Here is a 19,019-nt window from a genome sequence, read left to right as displayed (position 1 = left end):
TGGCTAGAGCGAAAAAGAACAAACAAGCAGTGGTTTGAAGCCATCTCTAGCAAGGATGCGGGATATTATAGTGTGATTTTCACAAGATGCTAATCTTTGTCTGCAAGTTCAAGGTATTTATCTCGACGTACAAAAACATAAGCTGAGAGAAGATTACTATTAAACCATTAAGGACGGGCACGTTAAGTTGGGTTTGGATTATTTCTATATTGACTTGGGCTCATTTGGTACTGTCGTTTAAAGCTTTGGCTAAAAGCCGTTTCTGAGTTATAACCTACCCTATGTGCTATTTGCTGAATGGTTCCTTGTCCATTACGCAGGTATTGGGCGGCTAAACGCAGACGGTGTTGTTGCAAATAAGCCAAAGGGCTTGTGCCTAAAATTTGGCTAAACAATGTGGCAAATTTAGACCGTGACATACAACACTGTTCTGCAAGGGACTCAACAGTCCAAGGCTGTGCAGGTTCCGCATGAATTTTAGCAAGGGCATTGGAGAGTTCAGGATGAGATAAAGCACTCAGCCAATTGTTCGAGTCTTGCAGCGCATCAATATAATCACGCACACATTCAATTAATAAAATACTCACCAAATGATCCAAAATTTTGTCACGGCCTGGGCGTATACGTTGGACTTCTAGAGCGAGAAACTGCAGCCCAATTTGCAACCATTCAGGAACCGTGCTGAGATCTTTGTGTTGAAGGTGAATAAATGCGGGTAAGGCCTGTACTAAAGGACGCGCCATAATGGGGTCCATATGTGCATGTAAGGCCAAGATCACGGTTTTTTGTTGTGTCGCATCACTACCAAAAGAGACTTCTTTGTGTTGGTTTTGGGCAAATAAGTCAGAAATATTGAATACTTCTAACAGTTGGTCGGTAGTTGAGGAGCGACACTCATGACTTGGCCCTGAAGGCAGTAAGATCAAGTCGCCCACTTCAGCAACAATAATTTGTTTAGCATCTAAACAAATAGTGAGTTGTCCTTGAAGTACCGCATAGGCCATCATGGTTGATTGTTCGGTATAGCGAAAAGCCCACTCACCATGAGGTTTAAGGTAGAGGTACTCAGATTGGTTGAGGTGTATATCTTCAAAAATTTTACTTAAAGCATCCATACTTTACGATTTCTAGTCTTTATATCTTAGGCTTAATATTTGATTTAGGGTCAATTTAAGTCATTTCAGGCCAAGGACGATTACGCTGTTTTCTTGGACGTTAGCAACTGTTCTTTATGTCCCATTTCTAGAAATATAAAGGCATAACAAGAAAATTGGAAGAATGGTAATGAATGCATCAGTGAAAATGACGAATGCTAGCGTGGTCGTCAAAAATGCAGCAGGGATCGATAAAAAGCGTTTTGGCTGGTTATTGAGTCCTGGGCTTCCTGTGATTGGCATGGGCATTTTAGCGGGCTATCATTTTGGCCCGAAACCCACTAAGAAAATCTTCGCTTTGGGTGGGCCGCTGTTACTGCATGTCATTATTCCTGCGGTAGATGGTCTGGTCGGTGCAGATGAAAATAATCCTTCGGATGATGAAATTAAGGTCTTGGTAAATGACCCGTACTATGACCGTATAGTGAAATTGTTCATTCCGCTACAAATGGCAGCCAATTTGTTTGCAGGTTATGTGGTGACTCGCCAAAATGTATCGATGCTCGACCAAATATTACTGGGTGTCTCTATGGGGGCAATTAATGGAGTAGCAGTGAATACAGCACATGAGCTGTGCCACCGTCCTAAAAAATCAGATCATTATTGGTCGCATATGACTTTAGCGCCGTTGGTCTACAACCATTTCCGCATTGAGCACCCTTATGGGCATCATAAACGTGCTGCAACACCAGAAGACCCTGCTTCATCGAAAATGGGGGAGACTTTTTATGAGTTTTGGCCGCGTACCGTTTTCGGCGGGTTGAAGTCGGCTGTTGAAATTGAACATAAACGCCTAAAACGAAAAGGTCTGTCTTTCTTCTCCAAAGAAAATGAACTGTTTCATGGATGGGCGATGAGTGCTGGTTTTCATGCAGTCATGTTGAAATTGTTTGGTAAAAAAGTGACGCCATATCTGGTGACACAAGCATTTTATGGCGTGAGTCTGTTTGAAATTATTAATTATATCGAACACTATGGTTTAAAGCGTAGCCAAAAAGAAGATGGCAGCTATGCGCGAACCATGCCAGAACACAGCTGGAATAATAACAACATTGTGACTAACTTATTCTTATACCAGTTACAACGCCATTCAGATCATCATGCCTATCCAACCCGCCCATTTCAGGCCTTAAGACATTTTGATGAAGCCCCTGAGCTACCGAGTGGTTATGCCACGATGTTAATTCCAGCGTTAATTCCAAAGCTGTGGTTTAAAATGATGGATCAACGAGTGTTTGATCATTACGAAGGTGATTTGACCAAAGCCAATATCTTGCCAAAGCGCCGTGCTCAAATCTTCAAAAAATTTGGATTAAGTGCTGACTAAACTGTGATATTTCAGCGATAACAAGCTGCATACATAGTTTACATCGAACTTACAGTCATTGATTGGTTGAGTGCCTGTAAGTTCGATGATCATGATAGGCGTACCGCTAAACTTTCTTTTTGAATAGGCATATAATGCTGAGTATGTAGTGAATATATTGAACAGAAATGACACCTGCAACCAAACTTTTAAAAGCCAATAAAATCGATTTTTCTATTCATGAATATGAACATGATGCCAATGCAAAAAGCTTTGGGCTTGAAGCCGCAGAAAAATTAAATCTACGTGTCGAAGAGGTGTTTAAAACACTGTTAGTGACCGATGAAAAAAACTATTTTGTTGCGATTCTTCCTGTACACCATCAGTTAAACTTGAAAAAAGTTGCACAGGCAGTGGGGGCAAAAAAACTAAAAATGTCCGACCCTAAAGATGCAGAACGACTGACAGGTTATTTGGTCGGTGGGATTAGTCCTGTTGGACAGAAAAAAAGGTTAAAAACCGTGATCGATCAAAGCGCACAACAGTTGGAGAAACTATATGTCAGTGGGGGGAAGCGCGGCTTAGATATCGGTTTAAAACCACAGGATTTAGCAAAAGTACTTTCAGCTACTTTTGCTGATGTACTGGATCAATAAAGAACATTGAAGTCTTCACTTCTTCGTCCCTATTTGATTTAAGCCTTGAGCTCTTTTGAGTATTAATTTGAGCACAAATGAAAGCCCATTCAGTCACCTGAATGGGCTTTTCCTTATGAAATATAGGGAAATTTTATAGTTCGAATCAATTATAAATTCATAAACTATCATTTAAAGCTATGGTGTAATTTCGTATAGGCTTTATTAGAAAAACTGATTAAATGTTTAAAATTATTAAAAAACAATAATATATGTTGGTGTAGTGCGTATATTTCCAAAAGTAAACAAAATTGCAAAGATAAATGATAATAATTACTATTAACATGATTTTTGCAGCGTTGGCCAACGTGAACACCTTTAAGAAACATAATTACATGAAATGAGCTTGGAATAAGCTTTAAAAAGAGGAAATGGTCAGATGAAAGAGCTAGCCAATCGCTTGGCGATGCAGCATCTTGTCAATGCATACTCACAAGAAACAGGCAAGGTAAGCTTGTTTGAGAAGTATCAACAAAATTCAACTCAACTCGCGTTTAGCCAAGGTTTGACGCTGTTATCTTTGCCGCTTAGTTTAATCCAAGCACAGCTTTTTGTTCCGTTGAGCTATGTCAGTCGTGTTGGGCGACATCGTATTGCGGATTTACCGCAAATTTTTCAAAAAGGCCAAAAGCTTAACTTTAGCGCAGCAGCCATGGTCAGTCTGCTACTCGAAGAGTTAGTGCAACAATCCGAAGGCCATGTCGATGCTGCATCCTTGGTTGAGCGTTGGATTCAAAGTCGTGATGCATTACAACAGTTTTTAAATATTCGGGCAGAGGATTTTGATGCACTCGTACAGGCTAAGCAAAGTTTTATAGAGTCTGAACAGGCTTTGATTTTAGGTCATAGCATGCATCCAGCACCGAAAAGCCGAACAGGTTTTGTCCATGAGGACTGGCAAAAATATTCACCAGAAGCTTGTGGTCAGACCCAACTGCATTATTGGCTGGTGGCATCTGAATATATTGCAGAAGGAACAGCGCTTGAGCAGGTTTTTTCAATACAACTTAAACAAGAAATCAAATGGCATTTGTCTGAATCGGAACTTGAAACCTTAGCTGCATATGCACATTACAAACTGCTACCTCTGCATCCGTGGCAAGCCCGCTATTTGCAAAGCAAAGTATGGTTTAAAAGTTTAAAAGCTAAACTGAAAATCATCGATTTGGGCGAAAAAGCATGGATATTTTCACCAACCACTTCTGTACGTACTTTGGCGAGTTTTAACGCGCCGTGGATGCTGAAACCTTCACTTTCAGTGATGATTACCAACTCTATTCGCGTCAATTTAGCAAAAGAATGTCACCGCGGTGAAATGACGCATCGGCTTTGGCACAGTGAGTTAGGGCAAAGTATCTTAAAACAATGTCCAAGCCTAAAAGCGGTCAATGATCCTGCATGGATTGCTCTTCAGTTGGATGGTGAAATCATCGATGAAACGATTTGTATTGTACGTGATCAGCCGTTTACTCCCGAACAGCAAGTCACGTGTATTGCTTCATTGTGTCAGGATCATCCCGTAGAAGAACGTAATCGTTTTAATGCATTATTTGATCAGATTGCATCTCAACAAAAGTTGGAGGATAAGGCGAAAATCGCACTTGATTGGTTTAAGACCTTTTTGAACATCAGTCTGAGCCCACTCATGTACGTCTACCATCGTTATGGTATGGCCTTTGAGTCACATCAGCAAAATGTCTTGGTTGAATTGAAAGATGGCTGGCCACAGTGGCTATGGCTACGGGACAACCAAGGTTTTTATTATATCGAAGAACTCGCAGATGAAATTTTACAACAATTTCCAGAACTGCATGATAAGGCCCATGCGGTAGGTTCAAAGACTTTTGTCGATGAGCGCTTTAGTTATTATTTCTTTGGCAATACCTTGTTTGGCATCATCAATGCCATCGGTGCAACAGGTTTTGTTAGTGAGCAAGATTTACTGTCTGTTTTACAGCAACACCTCTTTGACCTGTTGAAGCAATATCCAGAGAGTAGTTTGATTCAAAGTCTGTTGTATCAACCGACGCTGCCTTATAAGGGTAACTTACTGACTCGCTTATATGAACTGGATGAATTGATTGCACCCGTTGAAAATCAGTCTGTCTATATTCAGTTAGCCAATCCGCTATATATCAAACAAGAGGATGCTCTCTATGCTTGATTTTATTGCGATTGGCCTTGGGCCATTTAACTTAAGCCTAGCCAGTTTGTTGCATGAAAAGACAGAATTGCACTATCTTTTTTTTGAAAAAAAAGCGCAGTTCGACTGGCATGCAGGTATGCAACTTCCCAATACGGTCTTGCAAGTTCCATTCATGGCTGATTTGGTGTCGATGGTCGATCCGACCAGTCCGTTGAGTTTTTTGAATTACCTAAAATCACAGCAGCGCTTATATAAGTTCTACTTCCTTGAGCAGCCTCATATTCCGCGCCGTGAATATAACCATTATTGCCAATGGGTGGCAGATCAACTGGGTCATATACAGTACCAATCGACGGTGAAGGCCATTTATGCCAAAAGCGAAGGTTTTGAGGTGGTGGTTGAGCAAGACGGGCGTTTTATTCGTTACTTGTGTCGAAACTTGGTGATTGGTTCGGGCAACCAGCCTTATCTACCTGAATGTCTGCGTAAGTTACAACAACAAGTGCCTGAAAAATGTATTCATTCAGCAGACTACTTAATCCATAAAAAGGACAAGCTCAAAGGCAATGTCGTAGTTTTAGGCTCAGGACAGTCTTCGGCTGAAGTCTTTTTAGATTTATTCGATCAGCAGTATCAACATGACTGTGTACCAACAGTTGACTTTAAGCTGCATTGGCTGACACGTTCCAACGGTTTTTTCCCGATGGAATATGCACCATTGGGATTGGAACATTTTAGTCCAAACTATACCCAACATTTTTATAGACTTTCAGAAACACAAAAAGCAGCGCAGTTGAAAGATCAAAGCTTGCTGTACAAAGGCATTAGTGCCAAAACCATACGTGAGATTTACCAAAAACTTTACCATCGTAGTATTGCCTCTGCTACACAAGCAACACATTTGCATGCACAAATTCAGTTGCTTAATGCTGAACTACTGGAAAGTCAGCACATTCGCTTGAGCCTTGAACATACGGTAACCAAGCAACGTTTTTATATGGATGTTGATTTTGTTGTGGCATCTACAGGTTATTACAGCCCTGAGTTTTCATTTTTAAAATACTTAAAGCCCTTGATTACAACAGATCAAGCGGGGCGTTGGAAGGTGAGACAAGACTATCGTTTGCAACATACAGCAATGGGGGAAATTTATGTGCAAAACCAAGAAATGCACAGTCATGGCGTAGGTACACCAGATTTAGGCCTAGGCGCATTTCGTGCTGCAACCATTGCCAATCAACTATTGGGTTATCAGCTGTATGAGCTGGACAGCAATGAAGAGACCTTTCAGCATTTCAACGCTGAGCAGAACCCTGAAATGTATGTGCAGAATGACACATCTATTACACGAACAGCTGCTTTAGCACCATCGATTCCTAAATCAAAAAATATTGAGCAGCGCAAAATACAAACAGGGGCACATCCCTCTATGCAGCCTTATACATTCGAGAAAATCATATGAGCTTTGCACAACTTCAAGTGAATCAGAAACAGTGGCGTTTGGCAGGACAGCGCTTAATTGAAATGGCGATTGCTGAATTTTTATATGAAGAAATTATTCAAGTGACCGATTTAAAGAACAATCGTTACCAGCTGACGTTGGATGATCAAACCTATACTTTTAAAGCACAAAACTATTTATTGGGACATTGGCAGATTGAGGAGGGTTCAGTACGTGAGTTGAGCGTGGCTGAAGACCTGCCTGCATGGAACTTACATACTTTTATTCGCGCGTTTTCAAATCAAACCGAAGTGAAGCCTTTTACCAAGGCATATCTCATCAAAGAAATGAACAATACATGGTTAGCCGAGGCGCATTTATTTGATGAAAGTCGTTTAAGCAGTGAAGCGGCATTGACGGCATCGCATCATGAAATTGAAGGTATGCTCCGTGGTCATCCGTGGTTGATTATGAGTAAAGGTCGTATGGGTTTTGGTTATGACGACTACTTAAGTGCCGCTCCTGAACTTTCACCAACGGTCAAAGTGCTGTGGCTCGCGGTGCATCGTGATTTGGCAGAGTTCCGTTCCACCGAGGAGTGGCAAGCAGGGAGACTTTATCAACATGAGTTAAGTGCAGAAGAACTCGCAAATTTTGAACAAAAATTACATGAGAGAGGTTGCTCTTGTCGTGATTATTTCCTCATTCCAGTACATGCATGGCAGTGGCATCAATGGTTAGTGCCAACCTATGCCAATGAAATCGTGGATCGGCGCATTATTGAACTAGGCGTTGGGCAAGATGACTATGTACCTATGCAGTCGATTCGTACGCTTTGCAACATCAGTCAGCCTGAGCGTCATTATGTCAAATTGCCTGTCAGTATCTTCAATACTGCGGTGTATCGTGGGTTGCCGTCTAAACGAAATTTAGCAGCTCCAGCCGTCACAGCTTGGTTAAAGCAGATTCAAACTCAAGATCCAGACTTGAAACAGTCTGGCGTTGCATTCTTAGGTGAAGTGGCAACCTTGACCATTCATCAGCCTTGTTTTGATCAGATTGACGGCGCGCCGTATCAATTTAAAGAACTGTTTGGGTGTTTGTGGCGTGAAAGTGTAGATCCAGTGATTGGAACAGGTGAACAGGCACTTTCTCAAGCGGCTTTATTACATCGAGACATCAACGGACGGTCGATATTAGCCGTGTTGATTCAGGCGTCGGGTTTGAGTCCATTACAGTGGTTAAAACGCTTTGCCGAGGTATCGGTCACTCCACTCTTAATCTGCTTGTACAAATATGGCTTGGCTTTTTCTCCACATGGGGAAAATACCATGCTCATTCATGCCAATGGCGTACCGCAGAAAATGGTGCTGAAAGACTTTATTGATGATATCAATTTGGTTGATGAAGACTTTCCAGAATTGGCAAGTTTACCTATCGAAGGGCAAATTTTACTGCGTCATCCTGCGCATGAACTCAGCCATTTTATTTTCACTGGACTGCTTATGGTGCATTACCGCTATATCTGTAATGTATTTCTACAAGACCACCCTGAGCATAGCGAAGTTGAATTTTGGCAGACCATTTCATCGGTCATTGATGCTTTCCATCAGGAGCATCCGGAGTTGGCAGAACGTATTGAAAAATTTGCCATGTTTAGAGCCGAATTTGAAAAAATTTGTTTAAACCGAGTGCGTCTATTTACCACAAGTTATAACGATGAAGCAGAACGTCCTGTCCCTGTATTTTTAGATCCAATTGCCAATCCTGTCAGCCCTGAAACCTTAAAACGATGGTCAGAGCAGGTATCTAAATCAACTGACGATACAACCACAAGGCGTATCGCATCATAAAAAACCAAAAAATTTAGCAGGCTACCATATGAAAACACTTTCACAGCAACTTCCCGATTTTTACGAATACTATGAGAATGAGACGCAATTTTACTTGCGCCAAGTACAGTATCCGCAGGACTTAGCACTGTTACATAAATGGATGCATGAGCCTCATGTTATTCCACAATGGCAGCTGAATAAGTCTGAAATTGATCTCGCGGTGTATTTTGAAAAAATGCTGGTCGATGACCATCACCGTTTGTTGATCGTTGGGGTGGATGGACAGGATGTGGGTTATACCGAAATCTATGAAGGTAAGCGTGACCGTCTAGGACGTTATTACGATGGTGATGATTTAGACCTCGGTTGGCATTTATTGTTTGGTGAAAAGTCGGCTTTCGGTAAAGGCTACTTGCGTCCAGTGATGCGGCTATTAGGTTTTTATATTTTTGAAAATGCACCTTCCGACAAAATTGTCGGGGAGCCTGACCACACCGTTAAACCTTATGCCGCAGTAGTGGAAGAAATGTGCTATGAGGCGCAGCGCTTGATCCCAATGCCTGAAAAAACGGCCATGTTGTATTACTGCTTTAAACAAAAATTCTATGAAAAATTTGGAGGGTATTTAACTGATTCAAATGCATTTATGCAAAACCATAACCCACTCAATAGGACTGAGGAACTTACATGAGCTATAGCTCAGAACATATACAAATCATGGACATGCGCTTTTCAGCGCATGTCACTGTTGCCGAATTTGAACAATGGCTCAGTCAAGTTGAACGTTTTTTATTAAAGAAACAGAACTTTGTTTTGGTCATGCAAACCGATATCGGTACGGAATTTCCTGAGGAATACCGTCAACTGCAAGCGGTTTGGTACAAAAAATACAAACAACTTTTTTTTCAATACTGCTTGGGTCTGGTTCGAATTGCACAAGACCCAACCGATCAACAACGACTGAATACACCTTCACTGCATGCTGCATGGCGGGTGCCTTACTACGTCACACTTGATCATTCTGATGCACTGCAATGGGCAGTGCAGAGGTGGATATGCAAAACCTAAATACACAAAGAGCAACACGCCAAATCTCAGCTTTGAGCTTAGCTGTTGTCATTGTTTTATATCTGGCACATGCCTTGCCTTTGTATTTTTACAATGTGGCATTGCCCGCTATTTTACGACATCAGGGGGTAGATTTACGTTGGATTGGAATGCTGTCGCTGCTTTATATTCCATGGGCGTTTAAGTTCTTATGGGCGCCACTCATCGACCGGCTTTATATCAAAAAGTTAGGTAAACGAAAAACATGGTTGCTCTTTACGCAAGTAGCCTTGGTACTTGGGGTATTGGCCTTGGCCTTTACCCAGTTCTCTTACGGCCTCGCGGTGTTTGTTGTGATTGGCTTGTGGATTTCAAGCTTTGCGGCGACCCAAGACATTGCCATAGATGGTTATACCGTAGAAACTTTTTCAGCGTCTGATTACCGCCTAGGCAGTATGGCTCAGAGTATAGGAGTCGCTTTGGGGAGTATGTTGGGGGGCGCAGCTACACTGTGGCTCTACCAGTACTATGGCTGGGAAAGTGCATTGGTATGTTTAGCGCTCATGACCGCTTTAACAATGTTTGCTGTTTTTTATATTCAAGAAAATACAAACGAACAGACAAATATTGCCAAACAAGCGCCTAGCTTAATCCGTGCTTTTAAACGACCTGAAATTTTATCTGCCTTAGCACTGATTTTGTGCTATCGCGTGGTTGAAGCACCTGCAATGGCGATGCTCAATCCGATGCTCATTGACCAAAAATGGACGCTTGCCCAAATTGGGGTGCTGATGTCTGTGATTGGCGCAGGCGTGGGCTTGCTCGCTGCCGTTACGGCAGCATTTCTTCTGAAAAAGTTGCAAGCTACTCAGTTGCTTATTTGGGCGGGGTGGTGCCGAACAGCATTGTATGGGGTGATTGGCGCAGCCATTGTTTTGGGCTGGTTAAACCATTGGCATTTGCTCTTGGGGGGATTTGTCATTGTTATGCTTGCGATTCGTTATGTCGCAATGACTTCACTCTATGCCTATTTCATGCAGAGCAGTTCTAAAGAACAGGCAGGCACGGACTTCACCATTTTGGTGTGTTTTGAGCTACTGGTTTATTTCATTGGGGGAGCTACATCGGGATTTTTAGCCAAATCACTTGGCTATGGCAATTTTTATGTGGTGTTGGCGGTTGCGTCTGTAGTCAGTGTACTACTGAGCCAATACATCATTGCACGTCATCAAAAAACTCAACAAAAACTGTTGAATCAAGAAATTTAATAAAAGGACAAAGAAATGAACCGTTTTATGTTACCTATGCAGTTGACTTGTTTAACACTGGCTGTATGTACACAGTTATATGCTCAAGATAACGTTCTAACAAATTCAGCAAGTCAGACAAGCGGTGTTGAAGCCCAACAAAAAGAAACCACACAACTTGCACCGATTGTGGTGACAGCAACCCGCTCTGCAAAGAGTATTGCGGACATTGCGGGCACAGTTTATAGCATCGATCAAGCTGAAATTGAAAAACAGGCCAATGCTGGCAAGAGCATTGCAGATATTTTGGGAACATTGGTTCCATCTCTTACACCGAGTAGCGGAACAACCTCAAACTATGGCATGACCATGCGTGGACGAGTGGTGCAGTACATGATTGATGGTGTACCACAAACAGGTTATCGCGATGGTTCGCGCCAATTAAATAGCATTCAACCGTCAATGATTGAACGTATTGAGGTGGTTTCAGGGGCGACCAGTATTTATGGTTCTGGAGCAACGGGCGGGATTATTAATATTATTACTAAACGTGGTGGTCAAGACCCAATTAGCTTTGAAACTAAAGTTGGGGTGACGGCGGGTAATAACTTTAAATCAGATGCTATGGCCTATGAAGCATCACAAAGTGTCTTATTTAATCAAGGTGCATTGCAAGGAGCTTTCGGTGCAAGTTATACCACACGCGGTGAAATTCAGGATAGCCATGGCAACCGCATAGGACCTGAGGTTGCGCAGACTGACCGCCAAGATACGGACACATTGGACCTCAATGGTCGTTTGACGTGGAATATTTCAGATGAACAAAGTTTAAGTTTTGGTGCACAATATTTTAATGATGAACAAGACAGTGAGTATGGGCCTGATTATGGTCCAAATTTAGCTTATGTAAAACGAGACCCGACTTATACAGCCAGTCTTGCTGCAGTTAAAGGCATGCAACTTGAGACTCAACCTCAAACTGAACGCTATTCGTTTAATACACAGTATGAAAATCAAAATGTATTGGGTCATACCTTAAATGCCGAAGCGTATTATCGTAACGAACAGGCACGTTGGTTTCCTTCAGCTCAAGCCATGGGTGGCGGTTTATACCTCGTTTATCAATCGGAAACAGATATTGATGTGTACGGTGCGCGTGTTGCTTTGCAGAAACAGTTTGATTTAAATGGTCACAATTTGGGACTCAGCTACGGCATTGATTATGAAAATGAACAAGATGAACAAAATATTCAAATGTATGATAGTGCTGCATTTGTTGCCAGCAACGGGCTAAATTATAAACCTTTTAATTATTATGCCTTTGGACCTGATGTAGAAACAGAAAAGTTGGGTACTTTTGTGCAAACGGACTTTGATGTAACGGATCGTTTAGGTTTAAAAGCAGGGGTACGTTATGAGCGTGTAGAAAGCCAAGTAGATAAGTCGACGCCGTATATGGAGGCAATTACAGCGGACTTGCAGCCAGGCTACCAAGCCAAAACTTTAAATGGCGGTAAGGTAAAGCATGATGCGACATTATTTAATTTTGGCGCACTTTATCACTTAACGGATGCTCAACAAGTTTTTGCAAACTTTTCTCAAGGATCAAATTTACCTGATATTCAACGTATGCTTCGTGATGTACCCGCAAGTTTTACTGTGAATAGTCAAACCATTGATCCAATTAAAGTCAATAACTATGAGCTGGGCTGGCGTGTACAAGCTGCAAACGGTTTAAATGCGAGTGTCACCACTTTCTATAATGACTCAGATAAAAGTTTAAAATTTGGCCGTCCCAACTACACGATTGAAGTACTAGATACCGATGAACGCGTTTATGGTGTTGAAGGAAATCTGTCATATCGACTACAGCCAAATTGGACAGTGGGTGGAACCATGGCCTACACCCGCGGACAATTTAAAAATACCGCAGGAAAGTGGCAAGAGCTAGACGCAATTCGTGTTGCACCACTGAAAGGTACAGCATTTTCTGAGTGGCAGTTTTACAACGATATGAGCCTGCGTGTTCAAGCACTCGCTATTGGTGGTACAGATAAAGCCAAAAAAGATGCTGAAAAATACGGTTCAACGGTTCCTGCTGAAATTAAAGGCTTTGCAACGATGGATGTAATAGCCAATGCAAAAGCAGGTCCTGGTACTGTGGGCTTTGGTGTGTATAACGTTTGGAATACGGACTACAAATCAGTCTATAGTCAAGCGGTGGAGTCAGTTTATGGTGCTATTTCAAGCTTAGCTGCTCAAGGTCGAACCTATGGTTTGAGCTACACATTAAAATACTAATTGCACAACCAGAGGTAGCGTTCAGCTACCTCTTTGCCTTGTAATCTTGCTTTAAGAAATGGTTTAAATAATAAAATGAATAGCAATAACAAAATCTTTATTGCAGGCAGCCTTGCCAATGGCGCTTGTTTTTCGATGATTTTACCTTTACTTGCGCCGTTTATTCGGCAACTGGGCTTGACGGAACTGCAAGGTGGAGCGTTGGTTTCGGCTGGTGCTTTGGTGATGGCCATCTCAGCTATTTATATTTCTAAACAAACTCAAAAAATCAGCATTTATCAATTGTTAAGTATCGGTTTTATCGGTATGGCGATCACTTGGGGCTTATTTGCGGCGGTACTCAGTTATGGGCTGAGTTATGCCATTTCATTTGCTGCTTTGTTTAGTTTATTGATATTGACCCGTGCCAGTACTGGCTTTTTTATGGCGATGCCACAAATTGCGCTGCAAAGTTATGTCATGACGGCTTTTCACAGTGAACAGGAACGTAGCCAGAATATGGCGAAGTTTGGCGCGCTGAACAGTTTAGGCGTGGTGATAGGTCCTTTAGCGACGACATTATTGCTGACATGGAGCATGTTGACACCGTTATGGGGCGCAGTGGCTATTCTAACGAGTATGGCTGCTTGGATTGTACTAGGCTTTCAAGGAAAGCAAGCATCACAGACACAAGAATGGGACGAAACCACAGCTAAATTACAAGACGTGTCTACAGAAAAGCTGCAATGGTCAAAGTTAGGGATTTGGTTATTGCTGGGTTTTAGCTTATATGTCGCGATTGTCACCCTGAATTTAACTGCTGGTTTTTATATCCAAGATCGATTCCATTTCGACACGTATCAGAGTGCAGTGTATTTTTCTCAGTGTTCATTGATTGTGGGGATAGCGCTCGTTTTGATGCAACTGGCGATTTCAAAATGGTTTAAATGGTCAATTAAACAATTACTTTGGATCGGTCTTGTGACGATGGTTTTAGGTTTATTACTTTCACTGAGTGCTGGTCAGATTTGGACTTTCCAAGCGGCTTATGTTTTTTACGGCATCGCCGTGGCCTGTTTAATTCCAGCTTTTACCACAGGGGCAGCCCAAACCGCACCAGCCACGCTACAAACTAAAATTGCCAGTTTATGCACAGCTACGCAAGCACTGAGTTTCGTTTTTGCACCTTTACTAAGTACAGGCTTATATCAATGGAATCAACATTTACCCTATTATTTTCTATTGGCGTTGATGACGGGGCTGATGCTGTACTTTAGCTTTAAACACATACAAGCCAACAAGGATCTCAGTAGTGTGGCATGAGATCCTTTATTGATGGTGTTTAACCAAGAAGATAAACGACAGCGTGAATTAAACTTGGGCCAAACAGCACCATGAAAATACCTGCCAAAACCATACTGAGACAGGCCGCGACACCTTCTTCTTTATGACGTCTGAACGCAGTACTGGTACCAAAACCATGTGCGGCACTACCTAATGACGCACCTTGAGCAAATTTAGAATCCAATTTTAGAACAAGTAATACGGTGTTGGCCAAGAGTCCACCAACGATCCCCGTAATCACAGTGAATAAAATCACCAGCTCGACTGAGCCTCCGACGGCTTGAGTGACCTCCATGGCAAAAGGGGTAGAGATAGAGCGGCTCATCAAACTATAACTGGTTGCAGCATCGAAATGGAATAAACGTGCCAAGTAAAAAGAGCTGACTACACCAACCAACATACCCACGATTATGCCTAAAGCAATTGAAAAAGCATGCTGTTGAATGACTTTGCGATATTCATAAATCGGAATGGCAAACGCGACCGTTGCAGGGCCTAACATCCAGACTAACCATTTGCTGTAGTACATATAGTTGTCATACTGAATGTTGAAAAACACTAGACACAAAATAATCAGACAGGGAATAAAAATCGCTGGTGAGAGCAATACATACGGGTGTTTCTGATAAAACTTTTTACCCCAAAGATAGGCCAGTACCGTTCCGATAAAACAGATCAAGGCAACGAAATGAATATGCATGATCGTTCCTTAAATTTGACTTTTCAGCTGATGTGACTGCTTGGACTTTTTTTGAAACTTGGCTTCAAGCTTAAAGCCCAAGAAAACACAGTAGGCAGTGCAGGTCATCACGCAAATGGTCCCAAGGACAATAGATAAAACCAGTTGCCAACCTTGGGTAAGAAAAAGATGTTTATATTTGATTAAGCCAATAATACAAGGAATAAAAAACAACAACAGTTCAGCTAAAAGTAAATCCGAACCCGACTTAACCCAGTCCAGCTTAAATAGACCCGCTAACAGAGAAATAAGTAAAAGCGTTAGACCCACGACCCCACCTGATATCGGTAAAGACAGGGCGACTTGTATCAGCGTTCCGATATACCAAATCCCAATCAGCAAAGCTACTTGAAGAGTAGAACGATAAGGCAATTTGAACGAAAGCATTGGAAGACCACAGGGTATAAGTTGTTGGTGTTATTTTAAGTTTGACCTGATCTTGTAATTATGAATAATAAAATAATAATTATGCTTAATTGGAATAATTTTGGATTTTAAAGCGCTAAAAATATTTGTGCAGCTGGTGAAAAGTCACAGTTTTAGTCTTGCTGCGGAGGAACTATCTGTGACTCAACCCACTATTAGTAAATCTTTAAAACAATTAGAAGACGAGATAGGACTGCCTCTATTTCATAAAGGTGAAGCAGGGCGCAAGCGAGAAGTCAAACTGACCTATATGGGAGAACAAGTTTATCTACATGCCGTGCAGATTTTGCAGCAGGAGCAACAGATCTTTGAAGCAGCAGATCAAATTCGTGGGTTGAAACAAGGTGTGCTGAGATTGGGGTTGCCACCTTTAGGCTCAGTATTGTTGAGTTCCTTAATTGTTAAATTTCACAAATTGTATCCCAACATTGAGTTGAACTTTTTAGAAGTCGGTGCAACAGGCATTGAAGAAGCCATTTTGGCCAAAAAAATTGACGTTGGGATTTTATTGGGCGAGTTAAAACCCAGCATTCAAGGCATTCAAATTATCGATTCACCGTTGTGTTTGCTTTCCAACTACGATTCACAGTGGAGAAAGCGCGATGTGGTACAGTTTGCTGAACTTAAAGAAGAGTCATTTTTACTGTATGCAGACACCTTTACTTTAAACCATGTGATTCTAGATGCGGCGATGGCGGCTGGTTTTGAACCCAAAGTGTTATGCAAAAGTAGCCAGTGGGACTTTATTGCCAAAATGGTCGAGTCAGGTGTCGGTATTGCTTTATTGCCGCAAATTTATTGTGAGCAGTTAGATCGCGCAAAATTCAGCGTCAGTCTAGTGGAACAACCAAGCTTGCGGTGGAACTTAAATATGGCATGGAATTCAACCGTGGTGATGAATCCTGCAACACGTGCATGGTTATCGATCATTGATGAATATAAAGATCAAATTCATTTTTAGATATTTCATCTTCAAACACGCTTTATTAAAAAATGATCACTTTGATTACGTTCTGATTACCTAAGATTACCTTATGCTTACAAAAAAATGCCTAAATGCCAATTTATTGATCAATAATTAAACAAAAATGTTTCATAAAATCAGATCAAAGTCTCTGTGCCCGATTTTTGTATAGTCTAAGTGCAAACATAAAAACGGAGGCTAAATGTTTAAATTTAAGAATGATATTGTGCACGGTGCGCTTTTTGACATGGATGGAACAATGTTTGATACCGAACGTTTACGGTTTCAAACCTTGAAACAGGCATCCAAAGAGCTAATTGGGGTCGAGTTTTCAGATGCCTACCTTATGGCATGTTTAGGCTTAAGCGCTCGAAGTGCGGAAGCCTTGGCGCAAAAGCAATATGGACAGGAAGTTCCCTATGCAGAGATTCGTAAGCGAGCAGATGAATTAGAATTAGAAACAGTGCGCCAATATGGTGTGCCGATTAAAAAAGGTTTGGTACAAGTTCTAGAACGCTTACGTAAAGCAGGATTACGTATGGCCGTGGCGACTTCTAGCCGAAGAGCGATTGCTGAAGAGTATTTAATCAATGCCAATGTTTATAAGTTTTTTGATGTTTTGGTCTGTGGTGATGAGGTTGAAAAGGGGAAACCACATCCTGAAATTTTTTTAAGTGCAGCGCAAAAACTGAACCTCGAACCTGCGCAGTGTTTCATGTTTGAAGACTCTGAAAATGGTATCCGCTCGGCACATGATGCTGGGGGCATCTGTGTACTGTTTAAAGATATTAAAGAACCCAATGCAAGCATGTTGGCACATGCCAATTATTATTTTGAAAATATGTATGACTATCTAACAGAATTAGATATCTACAGCTCACATCTGGAAATGCCTAATTTACAAGAAAGCTTTCCTCAAACTTTAAATCAACTAACTGTGGGGATTCATGGGTTTGGTGCCATTGGCGGAGGCTATATTGCACAAATCCTGTCGCATTGGGATGGCTATACGCGTCCTAAAAAAATCTATGCGTCTACACGTAACAGTTTATACCGTTCAGCCGTAAATGCTTTTGGCGCATATTGCATACGTTATGGGCAAGTGTCTTATGATGAGCGTATTGAAAATATGCATATTATTGATGCTGAAGACTTACAGCAGATGCATGCCATGTACGTCGAGTCGAGTTTAATTGCGATTTGTTTAGTTGAAAATGCATTAGCCAGTGAAGCTGCAACCATTGCACAGGGCCTCTATGCACGCTATCTGGCGCAAGATGAGCAAGTTCAAACTCCACTGACGCTGTTAATTATCTTAAATAAAATTGGTGCCAAGCAGTTGGTTCTAGAGCAGGTACGTAAAGCCTTGGTAGAATTAACAGACCATGCTGTTGCTGATTTTATTTTAGAGCAGCACTATTTCTGCGATACGGTTGTGAACCGTATGGTATCTAAGCTGAGCGATAAAAATCTATATCGTCAACTGTGCATTAAATACAATATTTTTAAGCAATATCAACTTGATGACGAGAGTAATCAAATTGAAGTTGAAGATGTCAGTAAACTCAGCGTAGATCAAGAACGCCGTGCCAGTGAATATGTAGAAGATTTAAGACAAAATTTCCAACCGAGTCATATTTTACAGCATATGGATTTAATTCTTTTCAATGCTGAAATGGATATGCCAATCTATGTGGAAAACAAAAGTCCCTTACTCAGTAAAATGCGTCAAATGATCTTGGTAGATCAAATTTCAGATATTCAACTTATTAAAAACCGCTTATGGAATGGCGTACATGCCATGACTGCGTGGTATGCCAGCCTACTCGGGCATCAGACCATTGGTGTAGCGATGGGCGATCCGCGAGTGCAGTATTATGTTGAAAAACTGCTTGCAGAAGTGACGCAAGGTCTGGCGCACTATCTGCCAAAACGCAAAAATGATTTAACGCGTTTAGCCCGAAGTTTTGATCAATCTTGCCAGTATGCCTATAAAGACCCATGTAGTCGGGTTGGGCGTGATCCACTGCGTAAGTTGAGTGCATTTGAACGTGTATTTTCATCGGTCGCGTACAATGTTTCAAACGGATTTTCTTTTGAAGCGCTATTAAGTGGTGCGATTTTTGGCTATCTGTATTTGATGGAAGAAGAGAGCCAGCCTGTGGATGTATTGTTAGGGCATCTGAAGCAGCAACTTCAACAGATGAACCTGTCAAAAGCACACAAAAAGGCGCTGTATTATGTCATTCAAAAACGTCTCAATGAATATCAAAAAGGTGAGCTGGGAATGGAAGACTTTATGATCCATGACCAACCTCAAAAGGCTGAAATGAGCTGTGCTTAAGTCTTCATGACGTTCAGATGTCTTTGAGCCGACTAAAATGTGAAAACAACA

General features: G+C 41.5%; 15 protein-coding genes. 12 read left to right on the top strand and 3 right to left on the bottom strand.

Annotation, left to right across the window (positions count from 1 at the left end; translation table 11 throughout):
- Window positions 1-182: 182 nt before the first annotated feature.
- Window positions 183-1,115 (bottom strand): AraC family transcriptional regulator, encoded by a 933-nt coding sequence (locus ACFN7Z_RS09175; protein ID WP_010326607.1) that lies wholly within the window; start codon window positions 1,113-1,115, stop codon window positions 183-185.
- 169 nt (window positions 1,116-1,284) lie between these two features.
- On the opposite strand from ACFN7Z_RS09175, the gene ACFN7Z_RS09170 reads away from it, so the two are divergent.
- The 10 genes from ACFN7Z_RS09170 to ACFN7Z_RS09125 all read left to right on the top strand — a co-directional run bounded on the left by ACFN7Z_RS09170 (window position 1,285) and on the right by ACFN7Z_RS09125 (window position 14,474).
- Window positions 1,285-2,481 (top strand): alkane 1-monooxygenase, encoded by a 1,197-nt coding sequence (locus ACFN7Z_RS09170; protein WP_010326608.1) that lies wholly within the window; start codon window positions 1,285-1,287, stop codon window positions 2,479-2,481.
- Between the two features lie 167 nt (window positions 2,482-2,648).
- On the top strand, window positions 2,649-3,116 hold the full coding sequence (gene ybaK / locus ACFN7Z_RS09165) for a Cys-tRNA(Pro) deacylase (RefSeq protein ID WP_010326609.1): 468 nt from the start codon (window positions 2,649-2,651) through the stop codon (window positions 3,114-3,116).
- Window positions 3,117-3,534: 418 nt separating this feature from the next.
- The gene (locus ACFN7Z_RS09160; RefSeq protein ID WP_130235411.1) at window positions 3,535-5,319 is read left to right on the top strand and encodes an IucA/IucC family siderophore biosynthesis protein; all 1,785 of its coding nucleotides are present in this window, start codon (window positions 3,535-3,537) and stop codon (window positions 5,317-5,319) included.
- Window positions 5,312-6,763 carry a lysine N(6)-hydroxylase/L-ornithine N(5)-oxygenase family protein gene (locus ACFN7Z_RS09155; RefSeq protein ID WP_159151479.1) on the top strand — a complete coding sequence of 484 codons (1,452 nt, stop codon included), beginning with the start codon at window positions 5,312-5,314 and terminating at the stop codon, window positions 6,761-6,763. The genes ACFN7Z_RS09160 and ACFN7Z_RS09155 overlap by 8 nt, the downstream gene beginning before the upstream one ends.
- Window positions 6,760-8,595 carry an IucA/IucC family siderophore biosynthesis protein gene (locus ACFN7Z_RS09150; RefSeq protein WP_159151480.1) on the top strand — a complete coding sequence of 612 codons (1,836 nt, stop codon included), beginning with the start codon at window positions 6,760-6,762 and terminating at the stop codon, window positions 8,593-8,595. The genes ACFN7Z_RS09155 and ACFN7Z_RS09150 overlap by 4 nt, the downstream gene beginning before the upstream one ends.
- A gap of 28 nt (window positions 8,596-8,623) precedes the next feature.
- Window positions 8,624-9,268 carry a GNAT family N-acetyltransferase gene (locus tag ACFN7Z_RS09145; RefSeq protein WP_159151481.1) on the top strand — a complete coding sequence of 215 codons (645 nt, stop codon included), beginning with the start codon at window positions 8,624-8,626 and terminating at the stop codon, window positions 9,266-9,268.
- On the top strand, window positions 9,265-9,645 hold the full coding sequence (locus tag ACFN7Z_RS09140; protein WP_078389738.1) for a hypothetical protein: 381 nt from the start codon (window positions 9,265-9,267) through the stop codon (window positions 9,643-9,645). Before ACFN7Z_RS09145 ends, ACFN7Z_RS09140 begins: the two co-directional genes overlap by 4 nt.
- Window positions 9,633-10,892: an MFS transporter gene (locus tag ACFN7Z_RS09135; RefSeq protein WP_159151482.1), complete on the top strand. Its 1,260-nt coding sequence runs from the start codon at window positions 9,633-9,635 to the stop codon at window positions 10,890-10,892. The genes ACFN7Z_RS09140 and ACFN7Z_RS09135 overlap by 13 nt, the downstream gene beginning before the upstream one ends.
- 15 nt (window positions 10,893-10,907) lie before the next feature.
- On the top strand, window positions 10,908-13,172 hold the full coding sequence (locus ACFN7Z_RS09130; RefSeq protein WP_159151483.1) for a TonB-dependent receptor: 2,265 nt from the start codon (window positions 10,908-10,910) through the stop codon (window positions 13,170-13,172).
- Between the two features lie 75 nt (window positions 13,173-13,247).
- On the top strand, window positions 13,248-14,474 hold the full coding sequence (locus ACFN7Z_RS09125; protein WP_010326617.1) for an MFS transporter: 1,227 nt from the start codon (window positions 13,248-13,250) through the stop codon (window positions 14,472-14,474).
- A 19-nt stretch (window positions 14,475-14,493) separates the two neighbouring features.
- Here the strand turns inward: ACFN7Z_RS09125 and ACFN7Z_RS09120 are convergent, their stop codons facing one another.
- Together ACFN7Z_RS09120 and ACFN7Z_RS09115 are read right to left on the bottom strand one after the other, a co-directional pair.
- Window positions 14,494-15,195, bottom strand: a complete 702-nt coding sequence (locus tag ACFN7Z_RS09120) for an LrgB family protein (RefSeq protein WP_010326618.1) — start codon at window positions 15,193-15,195, stop codon at window positions 14,494-14,496.
- Window positions 15,196-15,204: 9 nt separating this feature from the next.
- Complete coding sequence (locus ACFN7Z_RS09115) at window positions 15,205-15,621, bottom strand: CidA/LrgA family protein (RefSeq protein WP_010326619.1); 417 nt, start codon at window positions 15,619-15,621, stop codon at window positions 15,205-15,207.
- A gap of 100 nt (window positions 15,622-15,721) precedes the next feature.
- Here ACFN7Z_RS09115 and ACFN7Z_RS09110 point away from each other — a divergent pair, with 100 nt between their 5' ends.
- Window positions 15,722-16,621 carry a LysR substrate-binding domain-containing protein gene (locus tag ACFN7Z_RS09110; protein ID WP_005399541.1) on the top strand — a complete coding sequence of 300 codons (900 nt, stop codon included), beginning with the start codon at window positions 15,722-15,724 and terminating at the stop codon, window positions 16,619-16,621.
- A 205-nt stretch (window positions 16,622-16,826) separates the two neighbouring features.
- Window positions 16,827-18,968: a bifunctional mannitol-1-phosphate dehydrogenase/phosphatase gene (mtlD, locus tag ACFN7Z_RS09105; protein ID WP_395441637.1), complete on the top strand. Its 2,142-nt coding sequence runs from the start codon at window positions 16,827-16,829 to the stop codon at window positions 18,966-18,968.
- Window positions 18,969-19,019 lie beyond the last annotated feature (51 nt).

This window comes from Acinetobacter sp. P1332 (assembly GCF_044057475.1).
Lineage (GTDB): Bacteria > Pseudomonadota > Gammaproteobacteria > Pseudomonadales > Moraxellaceae > Acinetobacter > Acinetobacter johnsonii.
Note: the sequence above shows the minus strand (reverse complement) of the source record. Positions and strands in the feature narration are given on the sequence as shown.